Genomic DNA, 19320 nt, shown 5'->3' on the forward strand with positions numbered 1-19320 from the left:
CGCTAGACGGGTCAGCTAGCAAAGGTGGTGCTGAAGGGAAACCATTCGGTAGGCCTTTAGGCCTCGGCCGGTAGCAGAGGCTTTCAGCCGAAGAGCAAGCCACCCGTTCTCACGGGTGGTTTTGACTCTATCTTCAAAACACGAATAATCTTTCCTTAAGTGGGGTCGAAAATTGAAAAGAAAGGGTAAAAACGGTATAATAAGACTGTTTGGGCAATTGCATCTTAGTAAAAAAACAGTCGAGTAAGATTGCCCTAGACAGTTGACTAAAAGCTTACTTTTGCAAGACTGAAGATTAAATTAAGAGCTGACTCATGTAGTAGTTTAGTTGTTAGTTTCCTAATTTATTTAAGTCTCTGACAAGAGAATGATATAAGAAAGAACGGACAGATGATTACTTCTATTGTTTTTGACGTTGACGATACTATTTATGACCAACAGGCACCTTATCGTATTGCCATGGAAAAATGTTTCCCTGACTTTGATATGAGCCACATGAATCAAGCCTACATTCGTTTCCGCCACTATTCTGATGTTGGTTTTCCACGTGTAATGGCCGGTGAGTGGACAACTGAGTATTTCCGTTTTTGGCGCTGTAAAGAGACCCTTTTGGAGTTTGGCTACCGTGAAATTGATGAAGAAACGGGCAACCATTTTCAAGAGGTTTATGAGCATGAGTTGGAAAATATCACCATGCTTGATGAGATGCGCATGACCCTTGATTTCCTCAAGGAAAAAAATGTTCCTATGGGTATTATTACCAATGGACCAACAGAGCACCAACTTAAGAAAGTCAAGAAGTTGGGACTTTATGATTATGTGGACCCTAAGCGTGTCATCGTCAGTCAAGCGACAGGTTTCCAAAAGCCTGAGAAGGAAATCTTCAACCTTGCAGCTGAGCAATTTGATATGAATCCATCGACGACGCTCTACGTTGGAGATTCTTATGACAATGATGTCATGGGTGCCTTCAATGGTGGCTGGCATTCTATGTGGTTTAACCACCGTGGACGTAGCCTCAAACCAGGTACTAAGCCAGTCTTCGACTTGGAAATCGACAATTTTGAGCAACTCTTTGGAGCGGTAAAAGTCCTTTTCGACCTTCCAAATAATAAATATATCTTTGATATCAATGATAATGAAAATCCAGTCCTTCAACTAGGTATCAATAATGGTCTTATGATGGCGGCTGAACGTCTTCTTGAGAGTAATATGAGTATTGATAAAGTGGTTATCCTTCTTCGTTTGAATGTGAACCAGGAAAAAATCCTTCGTATGAAATATGGAAGATAATAGAGCGGCCTCGTATGGCCGTTTTATTGTCTAGAACGTGAGATAAGGAGTTTGAAAATGGTAGAAATCAACAACTTAAAACATGATATTGAAGCACTAAGTGCTGAACGTGATGCTTTGAGAAAAGAGGTAGAAGCTCTCGAAGCCAAACGTGACGATCTCTTCGAAGGTATTAGAGATGCAGAGCAGATGAAGGGCGTTGCTTGGGATTCCTATTATGCATTAGTAGACCACCTTAATGCTGAAGAAAAGCAAAGAGGGTTTGCTAACAACTATTGGGAACATGTACACAGAACGGTCCAAATAGAAATGGAATTTGTTTTGAGTCGTGGTCTTCGTTTTAAGCGTTTATTGTCTGAGGGACAGTATGAACTTGTCTCACAGGAACTAGACGTTTTTGAAAAGGAATTGGATGACTTGGCCCGAGGCTTTGGTGTAGAATTAGACCGTTTGCCAGAGGAACCGAAGTGGAAATAATGGAAGTGAAGCTCTTAAAGCAATCGATTTAAGAGCTTTTTGAGTGCTAAAAAGCGACCCTTGTTAAGGATCGCTTGTCTTATGAAGTCAGTCGCTGATTTAGCTGATCTTGTTTTGTTCATCCATATAGGACGTATCATTCCAACATTTAAGAGTGAAGTGCTCGAAATCATTGGTTTCGAGAATAGTGACAGAAGCATTGTCAAGACCGCCTGCCTTACGAAGAAGACCAGGTTCAAAACCAAGGAGGGTACGGATAGAAGCCGTCAAGTTAGCTCCGTGACCGACGATGAGGACATTTTTAGCATCACTATCTTTAAGTGTTTTAACAAATTCGGCCACACGTTTGGTTGTCTGGTAGACAGACTCAGCTTGGAAGTCATTAGCACGGAAGTTGGCTAGATTATGACGGAAAGCATCCATTTCTTTTGGATAGATAGCCTGAACGAGTGCAATTTTTTGCCCTTCCAGTTTACCAAGTTGCCATTCACGCAGAGCTTTAGTGTAGGTAACTTTAGCTTTAGGCTTTTGAGACTCCATGATGAGTTCAGTGGTTTTTTTAGCACGTGGTAGGTCACTTGAGAAGATCAAGTCAAAATGTGTGTCACTGAGATAGTGACCTAACTCACGTACTTGTTCGATAGATTCTTTAAGCAAAGGCGAGTCTCCCTTTGCGCCTTGAAGTCGGCCTTCCAAGTTCCACTCGGTTTTACCGTGACGTACAAAATACAGTTTCATGATTACTCCTTAATATCAGCAAATTCAGCATTAACAAAATCAGCAAGATCTTGACTATTGATACGGATAGAACGCCCAATTTCCCCCGCTGAGACAATAAGGAAGCCAGCTTCTTGGGCAGATTGATCGATATAAATAGGGAAATTGTGCTTTTGGCGAATTCCCACTGGGTTGTTAGCTCCGTGAACATAGCCAGTTGTTTTTTGGAGATCCTTTTGTGGAATCATTTGAACCTTCTTGTTCCCTGAAATTTTAGCTAATTTCTTTTCAGACAGGTGTTCGGTGATAGGGACGATGCCGATGACTGGTCCTGTCTTATCTCCCTTAAGGGCGAGGGTTTTATAAATGCTCTCACGCGCCACATCTTCTGGAAGCTCCCCTTCTAAACCATTGAAGGATAAGCTATCATGGTCAATATTAGCTTTATCAAGAATTTGGTCAACCAAGGTCTTCTTGACTTTGCCTTTCTTAGCCATTGTCATATCTCCTTTTAAAGTTATACATTTCTACCATCCATTATAACACATTCATCCGAGCACGCCTAAGCCAATTTGACAAGAAGAAAACCAGTGCCTTAGACACTGGTTTTTACTGACTACTAGATGAACTTGTCGAAGTAGTTTTCTTATTTTTAGTTGGTTTTTGCTTAATCTTACCAAAGAGTTTTTCAAAGGTTTTACGTTTGTTTTTCTCAGGATTGATTAGGTTAAGATCTAGGATATTATCGAAACCAGGCAGGCTTCCTTGTGACGTATACTGGTGAAGGTCATAGTCGATTTCAGTATTTGGTAGAGCCTCATAATAACCAGAATCGGTACCGTAGGCTGGAATCCAAACAGCATCAAAGTTTTTAGTTGAAACTTCTTGCTCAAGCATGAAATAAGCACCAATATAGAGACCAACGTTTTCAGCTCCTAGACGTTTGAGCTCAGCGAGAAAGGCTTGGACACCTTGCTCCATGTTGGACATGGTTTCTTCTTCAACGTCGATCCAGTAATAAGTAGGTTTGTATGGAGAAGCATTTTTGTAGAAAATACGAGCTTCTTCCTTCATCTCTTTAACAGAAGTACCTTGAGCGTAGGAATAGACGGCAACTGGAACGTCACGTTTTTTGAGTTCTTTGATATGTGTTTTAAAAGATTTGTCGACCCCATTCGAACTAGCGGCATTGCTATCCTTACTAATCTGTGATCCACCGAAGACGCGGATAATAGCACCAGAAATATGATTTGACAAGACATCGTAATCGATATCCTGAGGTAGTTGCCACCCCGAAAGGTCGATAATGGGATTGAGTATCAGCTCCTCGTCGGAACTGCTAGATGTACTACTGGTTGTTGTTTTTGGTGTAGTAGCATAAGGAAGAGCAGATTTCACGTTTTGTAGATGCGCCTGCTGTTTGGACGTATTGTGAATATTTGCAATAACTAATGCTAATCCTAAAAGAGCTAGAACCACGTAAACAACGATCGGTTTTATTCTTTTTCTCATTACTCCCATTCTACCTTAAATACTGCAAAAATGCAAAATAGAGTGTTTGTAAATTCTGTGAGAGATATTAAAGTGACTGATGTTCAAAAAGCCTTTGTAGTGCTGACTTAGGCACATTTTATGAATAAGGATGTTTCGAGCTAGTCTTGAATTAAGTGAATTTTTCATTTATTAAAGCAAAAAATTTAGCTTAAAAGTCAGTTTCCTCCTTGAAACTAGCGCCACTAGTGGCATCCGACCAGGCTACAAGAGCTTGAGCAGAGTTATCTAGATAGGTTTTGAGAGGCTGCTTCAAATCATAGATGGTCTCCCAAAATCCCAAGACATTTCCATCTTTGTCTATAGCAGCTTGGTAGGTTTGGATGAGGACTTGATCAAAACTGTCAGTTGGAATCTGATAACTTCTTTCTTTGGTAGGAGAGGCTAGCACTTCAGACATGATCCAATCAGGTAGATTTTCAGACTCACGGGGGAAGAAACTACCGTCAGCGCCACCATTGTCATAGAGAAAGTTTCCTTGGGCATCATAGGCTGCTAATTTATAGGGCAGGTGATTCAGTAGTGTTTTTAAATCATTCATACTTTCATCATAGCTTCTTTCATGCAAAATGGCAATGCATTGGATTGGAGACAATACTATCGTAGGATAGTATCAGTTTGTCCAAGGATAGTAGTATCTCTTGTAGCATTATCAGGGTATAATAAAGTAAAAGAAGACTCGAGGTGAAAACATGTCAAAACTTATTTTTCTAGATGTTGATGGGACCTTGGTGGATTATCATAACCGCATTCCAGAATCAGCAGTAAAGGCTATTCGTCAGGCCCGTGAAAAGGGCCATCTGGTCTATGTTTGTACTGGTCGTAGCAAGGCAGAAATGCAGCCAGAATTATGGGAAATTGGCTTGGATGGGATGATTGGTGGTAATGGCTCTTATGTGGAGCATCATGGACAGGTCCTTATGCATGAGCTGATTTCTAAGGAAGATGCGGCTAAGATTGTGGATTGGTTGACCCAACGTCATCTAGCTTTTTATCTTGAGAGCAATAATGGTCTATTTGCTAGTCCGGATTTTCGGGAGCGGGCACGTGAGACACTTAAGACTTACGCTATTCAAAAGGGGCAGTCAGAAGAGTCTGTCGCTGGTAAGGAACCAGAAGATTTTCTTCATGGCCTTCAGTATGGTGGGGAACTCTACCGTGATGACCTAAACAAGGTCAGTTTCGTTTTAGAATCCTATCAGGACCATCTAGATTCAAAAGAAGCTTTTCCACAGCTTGAAGCCCATACTTGGGGAGGTCGAGGTGAGACAGCCTTGTTTGGTGATCTAGGTGTTAAGGATATTAACAAGGCCCATGCCATCGATGTCCTTTTGGAACATTTGGGGGCTGAGCGTTCAGAGACCATTGCTTTTGGCGATGCCAAGATTGATATCCCTATGTTGGAATACTGTGAGGTTGGGGTTGCCATGGGAAATGGTGGGCCAGAAATCTTGGCTATGGCAGACTTTGTAACAGACGATGTTGAAGCTGATGGCCTCTACAAGGCTTTTGAGAAATTGAGTTTATTGCAATAGAAAAAACTGAGTTCCGTTTGGGAGCTCAGTTTGTATTTTATGCTGGTTTACGACCGATAAATTTTTTCAAGAGGTACAAGAGATAGCCGACAGCGATATATCCGGCACTGATGACTAGGACATTTACCAAGACCTTGTTCCAACCAAATTTATTGACATTGATAAAGAAGTAGGCGAAGGGGCTATCTTTGGCACCTGGGATTGGGAGTTTTAGAACCAAGCCATTTAGAAGGGCGAAGGCAAAGTAAGACAGAGGGACCACTGACCAGTAAATTGGCTCACGGAGACGGTAGGCTTTCTTAGCATCGAAAATTAGGGTATCAAGCACCAATCCCCAAGGGACAATATAGTGAACCAAGAAATTGCGGAGGGTCCAGAATTTCTCAGGTTCTGTAATAGGAGCTAGCAAGATGTGATAGATAACTCCAGTGATGAGGATGGCCATGGTTACGCCACCCTTGTAACGCAAGAGTTTTGTGTTAGTCGTCGCATCCCCTTTTTTGAAGTCATAGATGATAAAGAAAATCAAACTAGAAAAGACGAGGATATTGGACAAAACGGTGTAGTAGAGCAACATGCCCCAACCATCGTCATGGATTTGGATAGAGACTCCTACAAGTCCACAAAGAGCTAGTAAAATACGGTAAAATCGTGAAATAGTCATAAGCTTCCTTTTCCTAATAAATAATCTCTCTTATCATATCACATTTTTCACTAACAATTTTTTGAAAATTCTAGTAAAATCAAAGTAAGAAAGACTTCAAGGAGATTACTATGTCCAATCTAATCGATTATCTTGAAAAGGTTAAGGATATGCCTTTTGACCAAGAGCCACTTAATATCTTGGATAAGGTTTGTATCAATGAAATTGGCTACCTGACTTATGAAAAATGCCTCACAGCAAGTGATTTACAGAAAACCATCAATTTACATGACTATGCCGAGGGTAAAGAGCTAAATCCTGAGTATACCTTCATGGTGACTAAGGAACGGGTAGATTTGGCTGAAGCCATGGTCAGGTCGAAGCGTTTCGCTGGACTTAATCTAAGTGACTACTGTAGTGTCTTGGACAAGGAAGTCGAAAAGCAGTTTGCAGCCATGATTTTTAGCCTGCCTGAACTGGACTACCAGCAGATTGTTTTTCGTGGGACAGATGATAGTGTTATTGGCTGGAAGGAGGATTTTCAGCTGACCTACAGTCGGGAAATTCCTGCCCATCGCTCAGCTATTGCCTTTCTGTCTGAGCACTTGCCAAACCTTAGTGGCTATATCGCTGTTTCTGGACATTCCAAGGGTGGTAATCTTGCCCTCTATTCGGCTGTTCAAGGCTCGACTGCTCTACGCGAGCAAATAGCAGAGCTATTGCTTCTGGATTCTCCGGGATTGATGAAGCCCCTCTTAGAGAAGCCTTCTTACCAAGAGTTAAAAGCCAGGATGACAGTTATTAGACCTCAAGATTCTGTTGTGGGGGTTATGCTCTATTGGGATAGGCCTGCCCAGCTAGTCGCAGCAGAAGGCATTGGATTTGCTCAACATAACGCCTTGACTTGGGAGGTTGACCTAGAAGCAGGAGATTTTGTTTATGAGGACCAGCCAACAGAGTTGAGTCAACGTTTGGAAGAAACCTTCCAAGAGTGGATTGAGACCTTGCCCAATCAAGAACTCAAGCAGGTCTGTGATTTGTTCTTTGATACCATTCTTGATTCTGGAATTGAGAGTCTAGACGATATTAGTATCAAAACTCTCCCTAAGTTAGGTCAGTTGTTGCAAGAATTTGGCAATCTTACTGACCAACAAAAAAAGGTTCTTCAAGATGGTTTCAACCAATTACTCTCGATATTTTGGAAGTCAGGAAATAAAAAATCTACCCTACCCAAGCTTGAACTTCCTGATTTTATCAAGAAGTTGAGTGAATTGACAAATAACGATTAGGGTAAGCTGAACTATAGGAGTGGAGGATATCATGCCTAAAAACGTACTTATTACAGGAGCAACATCAGGAATTGGCGAAGCAACGGCGCGTGCCTTTGCTAAAGAGGGAGAAAATCTCATCCTAACAGGTCGCCGTGTGGAGCGTCTTCAAGCCTTGAAAGAAGAGCTCCAAGCAACCTATCCCAATCAAAAAGTTTGGACTTTTGCATTGGATGTTACCGATATGGACATGATCAAGGATGTTTGCCAAGCCATTCTCAAAAGTGTGGGGCAAGTCCATGTTTTAGTCAATAATGCAGGCCTGGCACTAGGCCTAACAGCCTATCAAGATTATGAAGAGTGGGATCTGCTGACCATGCTCGACACCAATGTCAAGGGCTTGATGATGGTGACACGTCAGATTCTACCAAGCATGGTTGCTGCCAATGAGGGACATATCATTAATATGGGCTCTACGGCGGGCATCTATGCCTATGCAGGTGCAGCTGTGTATTCAGCTACAAAGGCCGCAGTGAAAACTTTCAGCGATGGTTTGCGTATTGATACCATTGCCACAGATATCAAGGTGACAACCATTCAGCCCGGTATCGTTGAGACCGACTTTTCACAAGTGCGCTTTCACGGTGACAAGGACAAGGCAGCTAAGGTTTATCAAGGTTTGGAAGCTCTCCAAGCCCAAGATATTGCGGATGCTGTCCTCTATGTCACCAAGCAACCACGACGCGTCCAGGTTTCAGACATGACCATTATGGCTAACCAACAAGCCACAGGGTTTACGATTCATAGGGGGAAATAAATAGATGATAAAAACATGGCACCAAGCTGTGTTTTTTGTTTGAATTTTCCCAAAACTATGAAAGAAACCGTGAAAATGCTATAATGTAAGGGATTACGACAGTATTGAGGTAACAAAATGAAGGAATTAATGAATAGAATCAATCAATTTAGAGATGAACGTGATTGGAGAAAGTTTCATAATGAAAAGGATTTAGCTATCTCTATATCATTGGAAGCAAGTGAACTCCTAGAGTTGTTTCAATGGAAAAAATCAGAAGAAGTAGTTGAAAAGTCACTACAAGAAATCAGAGAAGAGCTTGCGGATGTTTTTATTTATTCTTTTATGATGGCAGATAACTTGAACCTGGATGTAGAAGAAATTATAAAAAGTAAACTTGATTTGAACGAACAGAAATATCCTGTTGAGAAAAGTCGAGGAAGTAATAAAAAGTATAATGAGTTGTAGTGGTGGAAGATGGACATAGAATTATATTTTGAAGATAAAAGCTTTATCGAGCAGAATTTCGAATTGAAAGAATTTAATCTAATTTCAACGAGTTACATTAAAGATTATCCAATATTATATATTTTGTATAGGGATAAATCCGAAGCTTATATTGGTCAGACGACGAATGCAAGAAATCGTATGAAGAACCACTTAAAGAATCCAGTTAGACGAAAACTTAAGAGGGTTCTATTAATAGGGCATGATAAATTTAATCAGTCTGCAACATATAACATTGAGACTAATCTAATTAACTATTTTTTGGCAGATGGAATTTTTAAATTACAAAATAAAAGTCAAGTTTCTTCTAATCAGGTAATTCATAACTACTATCAGAAGCAATATTATAATGAAGAGGTCTTTCAAAAACTTTGGGACAAGTTAAGGCAAAAAGGTCTCGCTAGGAATAGCAGTGATGTTATTCAAAATAAAGATGTGTATAAACTTTCACCTTTTCATCAATTATCAGATAGTCAATATGGAGTTAAAGAACAAATCATTGATTATTGTCGTAGAAATTTGAAAAAACTAAAAGAAGGTGAACACAAAGTTTTCTTAGTTAAAGGAGAGGCTGGTACAGGAAAGAGTGTTGTATTGTCTTCTCTATATAACGATCTTTGTAATTTATCAAGTGATAAAGATGAAGGAGATAAAGAGTCAGGATTATATAAAACAGTTAATCGTTTATTGGTGAATCATTCGGAGGTTTTAAAAACCTATCAAACTATGTCCAAAAGTTTGCCTAATATGAAGAAAAAAGACATTATGAAACCAACATCCTTCATTAATAGTGTTGATAAGGAGAAAATTACCAAGAGTGATATAACATTAGTAGATGAGGCCCATTTACTTTTAACTAGTAGAGATGCGTATAATGGGTTTCATTATGAAAATCAGTTAGAAGAAATTATTAAACGATCAAAGATTACTATTGTTATTTTCGATCCTAAGCAGGTTTTAAAATTGAAATCCTATTGGGATGAACAGACAATGGATAGCATTATGTCTAAATATGATACTGAAACTCTATACTTAAAGGAACAGTTTCGAATGAATGCTTCAGATGAAATTATTGAATGGATTGATAATTTTGTTGAAAAGACAATACTACCCTTGCCTAAACCAACAGAAACTTTTGATTTTCAAATTTGTAAGTCTTCTCAAGAACTTTTTGATAAAATTACAGAGTTAAATAAAAAAGATAACTTATCTCGCTTGGTAGCTACATTTGATTTTACTCATAAGAAAGATGGAGAAGAGTACTACGTAGATGAAGAGGGAATTAATTTACCTTGGAATCTTGCGACTAAAGGTGTTTGGGCTGAAGATCCTGAGACGTTAAAACAAGTTGGGTCAATTTATACTGTTCAAGGATTTGACCTAAATAATGTAGGTGTTATTCTTGGTCCATCTGTTAGTCTTGATGAGGAAACAAACTCCATAAAAATTTTACAACATAAATACAAGGATAAAGGAGCCTTTCAAATTCCGCAAGAATTTGAAAAGAATTCTTCTAAAGAAAATGCAGATTCATACAAAGAAGAAATAGTATTAAATTCAATCAATATTCTTATGAAAAGAGCTATAAAAGGCTTATATATATATGCTATTGATAGTAAACTTAACGACTATTTACTGAAATTGAAAAGAGATATGAAATTATAAAATTCACATGCTTCACCGTCTTCATGGAACTACTCCAGAAGCAGACGAAGAACTCAAGGCTTTTGTGAAAGCATTTAAGGGGTAGTTGCAAGCTTTCATTTACTTTTTCCGAATAGTAGAAGTAGAGGGGCCAACCCTCTATTTTTTCTTAAGGAGAGGTAAATGGAAAAAAGACACAAGCATGTCTCACCGACCTTGGATATCATGGCTAAGAAGATTTTCAGCCTGCCTGAAGTGACGGTGGCATTTATTCGAGATATTTTGGATTTGGATGTTGTGGATGCTCAGATTTTGGAGGGGACACAGCTTCATAAAAAGGACTTTGACGAGGATGAGCTCTTTTCAACCTCGGTGGATGTTCGAGCTAAGTTGAATGATGGAACTGAGGTTATCATTGAGATTCAGGTGCGTAAGGAACATTATTTTCTCAATCGTTTTCATTATTATTTGGCTAACCAGCTGGTGGAAAATGTGCAACAATTACGTCAACAAGGACAGACGCATAAGATGTATGAGCAGATGGAGCCGGTCTATGGTATAGCTATCTTGGAGAAGACCTTGTTGCCAGATGAGGAGTCCCCGATTAATACTTATTGGATGGCAAATAGTCGGACGGGCAAGCCTTTGTGTTCTTTCTATAAGGATGGGAAACGGCAAAACCTTCTTCAGATTGCCTTTTTAGAGTTGGATAAGTATAATAAAGGTAAACATATTACGGATGAAGGGCGGCAGTGGCTAGAGTTTTTTGGAAATCTCCCATTTTCTAAGGAACCTAGTCAAGCGGTCACGCATGCCGATTCATTACTGGATTCATCCAGCTGGACACAGGAGGAAAAGGCGATGATTGATGAACGCATACGTATTCAAGAAAATTATGACATGACTATGGAAACAGCTATCGATGAAGCACGTGAGGAAGGTTTGGAACAAGGGTTGGAACGAGGCCGTCATGAGGGACAATTAGAACTGATTCGCAAGATGCTCTCAAAAGGCCTGTCACTAGAGGCAGTATCAGATGTTACTGGTTTATCGGTTGAAGAACTAGAGACATTGTTATCGTAAGAATCAGTTAGGAATAAATATTTATTTGAAAAGTCAGAGGCAGTTTTTGTCTCTTTTTTTATTTTTGGGTATTTAACATTTGTAATACTAAAACATTCGGAAAATAATACTTTGAATCGTAAAATTAAAAAAGACTGTCAAACGTTTGACAGAAATCTGAGAAAACAGATTTAAAACAATTTGATTGTTTTAGCCGATAGATCTTGCTAAATAAGGATTGGAGGGAAATTAGATGTTTGTCTTTCTTACACGTGAAAGAAATTACCTTTTTGTGCGACATTTTTAGACTATAATTTAGAAATGAATAACTGAACTTTCTAATATGACATTTTTGTTAAGGCCTTGTTAAAATGGATTACTTAGCCTTTTATTTTGTGTTCTCATGACTTATAATTTGTTTTGGTTTGTTTTGGATTAAAGAAACAACAGCATCATTAAGTACATCAAATATTTAAGAGTCTCTGTTTTTAGTTCGAGAATAGCTTAAAACTAAAATGGAGAGATTGTGAAAAAAAGTATCGGGAGAATTAACTTGTTTAGAGAAAGTAAAACAAAACCAAAGTACAGCATCCGAAAATATTCCATTGGGGCAGCATCGGCTTTGATTGGCTTCATGGCCCTTGCCAATGGGCAAGCAGTTCAGGCTGACGAGGCACAATCGATTAGTGACTTGACTGATGCTTCAAATCAAGCGCAGGCCCCTCAAGCGGTTTCAACAGCTCAGTTGGCGACTTCAGAGCTAGCATCAGAGAGTGTGCAAGCTTCTCAGCCTGCCAATATTATGCCGTCTCAACCTCAGGTAAGGACTGTTCAAGCAGCTGAGCAGACTCCGACCATCGATCAAGTGATTGAGACAGGCACCTCTCAAAATCAAGGAACGTCAGCAAATGTCTTAACCAATGCGACTGAGGGTCAAGGACAAGGCAAGGAGTATAACACAGATGCCTACGGTGCCAAAATGCCTTACACGACTCATGAAGCAGAAAATGCGACTATCGAAAATGGAGCTACAATCCAACAGTCAACTGACATGGAATCTACGGCCGTGGAAGCGACGAACCAAACTTATGTCGAGCTTCCTAAAAAAGATGCAGCAGTTACTTTCAATGTCACCGAGCCAGCCAATGCTTTGAATGTGCGTTATACAATACCTGATGGTGCATCAGGTCAGTTGGATGTGCAGGTTAATGGTTCAAGCGTTGGTAATCTTGATTTGTCATCTCACTCAGCATGGCAGTACCTTAAAGGTGACCACGAATATGATCAAGTCGTTGATGGATCAAGTGCACGCTTCCGTTTTGATGAGACACGTCTTCTCCTCAAGGACATCCAATTGAAATCTGGTGATAAGATTTCTTTGGTTAAGAAGAAAGATGACAATGTCACTTATGGTATTGATTTTATTGAGCTAGAACAGGCTCCAGCGCCAGTTGCCCAAGGTGAAAATAGCATCAGTATTGTGGATAAGGGTGCATCTGCCAATGATGATAGTGATGACACAGCTGCCCTACTTGCGGCTGTTGAGGAAGCTAAAGCTAGCGGAAAATCTGTCTATATTCCAGAGGGACGTTTCAATTTCGACAAACAAGTTAATATCGAAGCTGATAATCTAAAAATTTCAGGTGCTGGTGTTTGGCATACACAACTGCACTTTACAAGTGATAAACGCTATGGTGGTGGAATTGTCTTCGGTCATAATAGTAATGGTATTGAGTTGAGCAATCTTTATATGGATTCCAACTTGACCTCTCGTTATAACGAGGATGCACAGTACAAGGCTATTTCGGGAACACTTGGCAAGGATTCGAAAATTCATGACATCTGGGTTCAGCATTTTGAAGTTGGTATGTGGATTGGAGACTACGACCAGACGGGAAATATGAAGTATACGGACGGTCTTGTTATTGAAAACGCTCGTATCCGTAATAACTTGGCTGATGGTATTAACTTTGCTCAAGGAACCAAGAATTCAACGGTAAAAAACTCTAACATCCGTGGGAATGGTGATGATGGTTTGGCTATCTGGTCAAGTATTTCAGATGGGACAAATGCCGCAGCCGAGGAAAATAATAAATTCCTCAACAACACCATTGAATCAGGCTGGCGTGCGGCTGGTATCGGTATTTTTGGTGGTAAGGGTCATGAAATCTCAGGAAACCTCATCAAGGACGTCTTTGCTGGAGCAGGTATTCGTGTGAACACAGTCTTTGCAGGTCACAATTTTGACCTCAATGATTCTGGAATTAAGATTCATGACAATACCATTCTACGTTCAGGGACAACTAATGACCTCTATAACCTCCATCGTGGTGCGATTGATTTCCAACAAGTTCGTGGAACAATCAAGAATGTCGATGTCTACGATAATAAACTATTGAATACCTTGGCTGATCCAGTGATTACTAAAAACTTTGAGATGGGTGACAATGGTAATGGAGAAATCCGTATATCAAATAATACGATTGACAATAAGGCGACGATTGTTGGAGCTGTTTCAACAGTTTCTCCAACAAAGTCTGAGCCAAAGCCAGTCAATAATCCAGTCTCTGAGACTTCAGCATCAGAAACACCAAAGAGTGAAGCAGGATCAAGCACCCCAGTTTCCGAAGCATCAAACAGTGAAGTGGCATCTGAGACTTCAGCATCAGAAACACCGAAGAGTGAAGCAGGATCAAGTACCCCAGTTTCTGAAGCATCAACTAGTGAAGTGGTATCCGAGACTTCAGAATCAGAAACACCAAAGAGTGAAGCAGATTCAAGTACTCCAGTCTCTGAAGCATCCAATAGTGAAGTAGTTTCCGAAACTTCGGCATCAGAAACACCAAAGAGTGAAGCAGGATCAAGCACCCCAGTTTCCGAAGCATCAAACAGTGAAGTGGCATCTGAGACTTCAGCATCAGAAACACCGAAGAGTGAAGCAGGATCAAGTACCCCAGTTTCTGAAGCATCAACTAGTGAAGTGGTATCCGAGACTTCAGAATCAGAAACACCAAAGAGTGAAGCAGATTCAAGTACTCCAGTCTCTGAAGCATCCAATAGTGAAGTAGTTTCCGAAACTTCGGCATCAGAAACACCAAAGAGTGAGGAAAGTTCAAGCACTCCAGTTTCTGAAGTATCAACTAGTGAAGTAGTTTCTGAGACCTCAGCATCAGAAACACCAAAGAGTGAGGAAAGTTCAAGCACTCCAGTTTCTGAAGTATCAAACAGTGAAGTAATTTCCGAGACTTCAGTTTCAGAAACACCGAAGAGTGAAGCAAGTTCAAGCACTCCAGTTTCTGAAGCATCAAACAGTGAAGTAGCTTCCGAGACTTCAGTTTCAGAAACCCCAAAGAGTGAGGGAGGTTCAAGCACTCCAGTTTCCGAAGCATCTAACAGTGAAGTGATCTCAGAGTCTTCAGTTTCAGAAACACCAAAGAGTGAGGGAGGTTCAAGCACTCCAGTTTCTGAAGCATCAAACAGTGAAGTAGCTTCCGAGACTTCAGTTTCAGAAACCCCAAAGAGTGAGGAAAGTTCAAGCACTCCAGTTTCTGAAGTATCTAACAGTGAGGTAATCTCCGAGACTTCAGCATCAGAAACACCAAAGAGTGAAGCAAGTTCAACTGCTCCAGCCTCTGAGTCACCAAAGAATGAGGCAACTTCAGTAGCTTCATCTACTAGTCAGGTTGACGTAGTAATTACTTCTGACAGCCCAGAGAAATCTCCAACTTCAGAAAGTACACAAAAGGATCCGATAAGCGAGGTTTCTTCAGAAGTTATTGAAAAAGGTTCAACAAGTCAGGTTGACGTCAAAGTTTCCGAAGCACCAACAACAGCAAGTACATCTGAAGTTGTCAGCATTTCGCCAAATAGTCAGGTCGCTTATAACAATGATCTAAAAACCCCTATAACAAGCAGTCAGCTCGCCTCAGAAGCTATTCGCTTTAATTCTCTGTTGAATGAGAAATCTGTGGATGTGATTGCAAGTAAAGTCACGGCGGTTATGGCATCTGAAACATTAGCCTCAGAAGCGGCATCACTTACAAGCTCTGAAGGTGTAGCCAAAGAGATTAGCAATGATTTGTCAGAATTGGCGGAAAGCAAGAAGGATGAGACACCTAAGAATGTCGCCCGTATTGATAAAACAACTGAGGCAAACCAGGTTGCTAAGGGTTCTGAAAGTCAAGCTAGCACCTCAAAAGAAAAAGGTAAGTCTAATACGACAACGGTCTTCCTTCTTGTCGGAGTTGCTGCGGCACTAAGTATATCTACAGTTTACCTTACAAAACAAGGTAAAAAAGCAGGTAAATAATAGGTAAGAAGCATCCAAGAAAATGGATGTTTCTTGTTTTTTAAGCAAGTTCTAAGATGGCTAATATCATTATTCTTTATTTTTAATCATCCACTTTGATTTGGTCCTGTATAATTAAAGTGATAAGAAATTAAGGAGTTAAGATAATGAAAGAAAAAAGAAATAGTAGGATTCGTTTATTTGCTCTTCTTGTTTTAGTATTTACTTTAGGATTCGGATTTTCAGTTGATTCTAGTAAACAATCTTTGGCTGTGAGCTCTCAAGTGGTTCAAGCGGATGAGAACAATGGTATCTTGGCTTTTAATGGTCAAAAACAGTTTGTCATGGAGGAGAAGGACCAGCTAGGACGTGCCCACAGTGCTCATATACAGTTACAAGATAAGGACGAGCCAAAGAATAAACGCCCCGGTAAAATAAAATATGATCCTGTAGGATGGCATAACTATAAGTTTTATTATGGTGATGGTAAATCAAAATCTTGGTTAATGAATCGAGGACATTTGATTGGCTATCAGTTTTCTGGTGTCAATGACGAGGGCAAGAATTTAGTACCTATGACTGCCTGGTTGAACTCTGGAAATTATAAAGGAACTGACGAAGGTAATCAGTCAGGCATGCTTTATTACGAGAATCGCTTGGATAACTGGCTGGCACTCCACCCTAACTATTGGTTAGATTATAAGGTAACAGCTATCTACAGTGGAGACGAGTTGTTGCCTCGTCAAGTGGAACTTCAGTATGTTGGTATCGATAGTTCTGGAAATCTCTTGGAAATTAAACTTGGTGGAGATAAGGAGACCCTTGATAGTCAGGGAGTTACACATGTTGTCTTAGATAACCAATCACCAAATGCAGAAATCAATTATGCAGATGGGACAGCAACAAATACGGTAACTGAATTTACTGAAGCACCATCTGAGCCTAGTTCTGAGAGTTCACAGGTGACTGAACAACCAAGTTCTGAGCCAGAGCCTGTGCAACCTGCACAAGAAGAAAGTCGAACAGTTTATGTGGCGCGTCATGGAACAGCAGATGTTTATTGGTATGACATCAATAGTATGCCTAGCAACACCAACAAAGCAAATGTCGTTACTATGACAGAAGCAGATGCCCTAGCCCAAGGCAAACGACACACGTCTAAAGAGTAATAAAAAAAGCTGGACAAGATGTCCAGTTTTTTTGTAAAACGGCTCACATTTTACCACTTTTATCTGAAAATTTGATATACTGAGACTATCAAAATACTTGTAAGAGAAGTCGTACCGACTCTTTTTAAGTATAAGAAAGGAAACTAAATATGATTTGGATTATTATTGCCATTATTGTTGTTCTTGTGATTTTTGTTATTGCAAGTTATAACGGCTTGGTTAAAAGCCGTATGCAAACCAAGGAGGCATGGAGTCAAATTGATGTTCAATTGAAACGTCGTAATGATCTCCTTCCTAACTTGATTGAAACAGTTAAAGGTTACGCTAAATATGAAGGTTCAACGCTTGAAAAAGTAGCAGAACTTCGTAATCAAGTTGCAGCTGCGACTTCTCCTGCAGAAGCTATGCGTGCCAGTGATGAATTGACTCGTCAGGTTTCTGGAATCTTTGCCGTAGCTGAAAGTTACCCTGATCTTAAGGCTAGTGCCAACTTCAGCCAGCTTCAAGAAGAGTTGACGAACACTGAAAACAAAATTGCCTATTCACGCCAACTCTATAACAGTGTGACAAGTAACTACAATGTGAAATTGGAAACCTTCCCAAGCAATGTTATTGCTAAAATGTTTAGCTTTAAGGCTGCTGAATTCCTTGAAACACCAGAAGAAGAAAAAGCTGTGCCTAAGGTTGATTTCAGTGGACTAGGTAACTAATATGTTATTTGATCAGATTGCTCGAAATAAGAGAAAGACTTGGCTTTTGCTCCTGGTCTTTTTCCTCTTGTTGGGCCTTGTTGGTTACGGTGTCGGCTATCTTTGGTTAGGTTCAGGCTTCGGTGGTCTGATTCTTGCTCTAGTTATCGGTTTTATCTATGCCGTTACCATGATTTTCCAATCAACCAATGTCGTTATGGCTATGAATGGTGCACGAGAGGTTGACGAACAAACCGCTCCGAACCTTTATCATGTTGTTGAGGATATGGCTATGGTGGCACAAATACCGATGCCACGTGTCTTTATTGTCGATGATCCTTCAATGAATGCTTTTGCGACGGGATCTAGCCCTAAAAATGCTGCGGTGGCTGCTACGACAGGTCTTCTTGCGGTTATGAATCGTGAGGAACTTGAAGGAGTTATTGGACATGAAGTGAGTCATATTCGCAACTACGATATCCGAATCTCTACCATAGCAGTTGCCTTAGCATCTGCCATTACCATGCTAGCTGGGATGGCTCGTAATATGATGTTCTGGGGTGGAGGCCGTCGTAGAAATGATGATGATCGTAATGGAAGTAGTGGCTTGGAGATTATTCTTCTCATTATTTCTTTGATTGCCATTATTCTGGCGCCTTTAGCAGCTACCTTGGTTCAGTTGGCCATTTCACGCCAGCGTGAATTTTTAGCTGATGCTTCTAGCGTCGAATTGACACGTAACCCACAAGGTATGATTAACGCTCTGCTCAAACTTGATAATAGTGCGCCAATGCAACATCACGTGGATGATGCTAGCGCAGCCCTCTTTATCAATGACCCTAAAAAAGAATCTGGTTTGCAGAAGCTCTTTTATACCCACCCCCCAATTTCAGAACGGGTGGAACGCTTGAAACAAATGTAAAAAAAGTGAGGCTGATGACACTTCTAAGTGTGTTCATCAGCCTCGCTTTTTTAGTTTGCTTCAATGTAAAGATTGCTAGCAACAGTTTCTGGAATTTGAATTTCTTTTCCATCAATATTCAGGCGGTATAGTAGTGTAAAAGGGTCAAAGCCTTTCAAGGTAAAAGTTACTCCAATTTTAAGACCGACAGTTTCCAAATAATGGAGTAAATCAATTTGATCCTGAACTCGACGAAGTACATAGTCTCCAGGAGTTAGGTCTTGTGTAAAAGTCTGATTGTAGATTTCCTCTATGAGCTGACCTGACTTGGGGATTTGCCCACCGTGTGGACAGGTTTGAGGGTAATTGAGTAGGCGGTCAAGCGCATCGATGAAGTGATCAGAGACAGTATGCTCTAAAATTTCAGCCTCTTGATGAATTTGATCACAAGTGTATTGCAAGTGGTCCACCAAAAAGACTTCGATGAGGCGATGTTTCCGATAGAGTTCAGCGACATTGATTTTACCAGTTTTCGTTAGAAGATAGCCCTTGACTTTGTCTTTGATGATGAGGTCTTCTGAAATCAATTTCTTAATCATTTCCGTCACAGCAGGTGGAGACACCTGCATACGGTTTGCGATTTCCTTATTGCTTATTTTGCCTTCTTCAGTACCAATCTCATAGATACATTTGAGGTAGTCTTCTTTGTTAGGTGTCATTTCTCTTCCTTTGAAAATAGTCTCACCTTAGTATAACAGATTTATCATAAGAATACAGAAT

The 19320-nt window shown here is 40.2% G+C and carries 18 protein-coding genes; 12 read left to right on the forward strand and 6 right to left on the reverse strand.

What is annotated here, in order from left to right; all coding sequences use genetic code 11:
* Positions 1-390: 390 nt before the first annotated feature.
* Entirely contained in the window at positions 391-1293 is a 903-nt protein-coding gene (locus LG375_RS00005; RefSeq protein ID WP_225745029.1) for an HAD family hydrolase, read from the forward strand.
* 57 nt (positions 1294-1350) lie between these two features.
* A complete protein-coding gene (locus LG375_RS00010) occupies positions 1351-1770 on the forward strand; it encodes a hypothetical protein (protein ID WP_225745030.1) in 420 nt (139 codons plus the stop codon).
* 99 nt (positions 1771-1869) lie between these two features.
* Here LG375_RS00010 and LG375_RS00015 read toward each other — a convergent pair whose 3' ends face one another.
* The 4 genes from LG375_RS00015 to LG375_RS00030 all read right to left on the reverse strand — a co-directional run bounded on the left by LG375_RS00015 (position 1870) and on the right by LG375_RS00030 (position 4579).
* Positions 1870-2508 (reverse strand): histidine phosphatase family protein, encoded by a 639-nt coding sequence (locus tag LG375_RS00015; protein WP_002890596.1) that lies wholly within the window; start codon positions 2506-2508, stop codon positions 1870-1872.
* A 2-nt stretch (positions 2509-2510) separates the two neighbouring features.
* Positions 2511-2984 carry an aminoacyl-tRNA deacylase gene (locus LG375_RS00020; RefSeq protein ID WP_022495771.1) on the reverse strand — a complete coding sequence of 158 codons (474 nt, stop codon included), beginning with the start codon at positions 2982-2984 and terminating at the stop codon, positions 2511-2513.
* 112 nt (positions 2985-3096) lie between these two features.
* On the reverse strand, positions 3097-3999 hold the full coding sequence (locus LG375_RS00025; RefSeq protein ID WP_225745031.1) for a glycoside hydrolase family 25 protein: 903 nt from the start codon (positions 3997-3999) through the stop codon (positions 3097-3099).
* A gap of 190 nt (positions 4000-4189) precedes the next feature.
* Positions 4190-4579: a hypothetical protein gene (locus LG375_RS00030; RefSeq protein WP_061652211.1), complete on the reverse strand. Its 390-nt coding sequence runs from the start codon at positions 4577-4579 to the stop codon at positions 4190-4192.
* A gap of 151 nt (positions 4580-4730) precedes the next feature.
* On the opposite strand from LG375_RS00030, the gene LG375_RS00035 reads away from it, so the two are divergent.
* A complete protein-coding gene (locus LG375_RS00035; RefSeq protein WP_110980987.1) occupies positions 4731-5573 on the forward strand; it encodes an HAD family hydrolase in 843 nt (280 codons plus the stop codon).
* A gap of 37 nt (positions 5574-5610) precedes the next feature.
* On the opposite strand, the gene LG375_RS00040 is transcribed toward LG375_RS00035, so the two are convergent.
* Entirely contained in the window at positions 5611-6237 is a 627-nt protein-coding gene (locus LG375_RS00040; protein ID WP_002890606.1) for a Pr6Pr family membrane protein, read from the reverse strand.
* A 110-nt stretch (positions 6238-6347) separates the two neighbouring features.
* Here LG375_RS00040 and LG375_RS00045 point away from each other — a divergent pair, with 110 nt between their 5' ends.
* From LG375_RS00045 to htpX, 9 genes are all read left to right on the forward strand, one after another.
* The gene (locus LG375_RS00045; protein WP_104020835.1) at positions 6348-7505 is read left to right on the forward strand and encodes an Mbeg1-like protein; all 1158 of its coding nucleotides are present in this window, start codon (positions 6348-6350) and stop codon (positions 7503-7505) included.
* A 31-nt stretch (positions 7506-7536) separates the two neighbouring features.
* A complete protein-coding gene (locus LG375_RS00050) occupies positions 7537-8301 on the forward strand; it encodes an SDR family NAD(P)-dependent oxidoreductase (RefSeq protein WP_155212956.1) in 765 nt (254 codons plus the stop codon).
* 117 nt (positions 8302-8418) lie between these two features.
* Complete coding sequence (locus LG375_RS00055) at positions 8419-8748, forward strand: nucleotide pyrophosphohydrolase (RefSeq protein WP_110980984.1); 330 nt, start codon at positions 8419-8421, stop codon at positions 8746-8748.
* A 9-nt stretch (positions 8749-8757) separates the two neighbouring features.
* Complete coding sequence (locus LG375_RS00060; protein ID WP_225745032.1) at positions 8758-10452, forward strand: DUF2075 domain-containing protein; 1695 nt, start codon at positions 8758-8760, stop codon at positions 10450-10452.
* A gap of 162 nt (positions 10453-10614) precedes the next feature.
* On the forward strand, positions 10615-11514 hold the full coding sequence (locus LG375_RS00065) for an Rpn family recombination-promoting nuclease/putative transposase (protein ID WP_225745033.1): 900 nt from the start codon (positions 10615-10617) through the stop codon (positions 11512-11514).
* Between the two features lie 532 nt (positions 11515-12046).
* Positions 12047-15802: a YSIRK-type signal peptide-containing protein gene (locus LG375_RS00070; RefSeq protein ID WP_225745034.1), complete on the forward strand. Its 3756-nt coding sequence runs from the start codon at positions 12047-12049 to the stop codon at positions 15800-15802.
* A gap of 146 nt (positions 15803-15948) precedes the next feature.
* Positions 15949-16950 carry a DNA/RNA non-specific endonuclease gene (locus LG375_RS00075; RefSeq protein WP_225745035.1) on the forward strand — a complete coding sequence of 334 codons (1002 nt, stop codon included), beginning with the start codon at positions 15949-15951 and terminating at the stop codon, positions 16948-16950.
* A 149-nt stretch (positions 16951-17099) separates the two neighbouring features.
* Positions 17100-17660: a LemA family protein gene (locus LG375_RS00080; RefSeq protein ID WP_002884070.1), complete on the forward strand. Its 561-nt coding sequence runs from the start codon at positions 17100-17102 to the stop codon at positions 17658-17660.
* A gap of 1 nt (position 17661) precedes the next feature.
* Positions 17662-18561 carry a zinc metalloprotease HtpX gene (gene htpX / locus LG375_RS00085; protein ID WP_002890638.1) on the forward strand — a complete coding sequence of 300 codons (900 nt, stop codon included), beginning with the start codon at positions 17662-17664 and terminating at the stop codon, positions 18559-18561.
* Positions 18562-18611: 50 nt separating this feature from the next.
* On the opposite strand, the gene LG375_RS00090 is transcribed toward htpX, so the two are convergent.
* Positions 18612-19259 carry a metal-dependent transcriptional regulator gene (locus LG375_RS00090; RefSeq protein ID WP_002890639.1) on the reverse strand — a complete coding sequence of 216 codons (648 nt, stop codon included), beginning with the start codon at positions 19257-19259 and terminating at the stop codon, positions 18612-18614.
* Positions 19260-19320 lie beyond the last annotated feature (61 nt).

The organism is Streptococcus sp. Marseille-Q3604, from assembly GCF_916619785.1.
Classification (GTDB): Bacteria; Bacillota; Bacilli; order Lactobacillales; family Streptococcaceae; genus Streptococcus.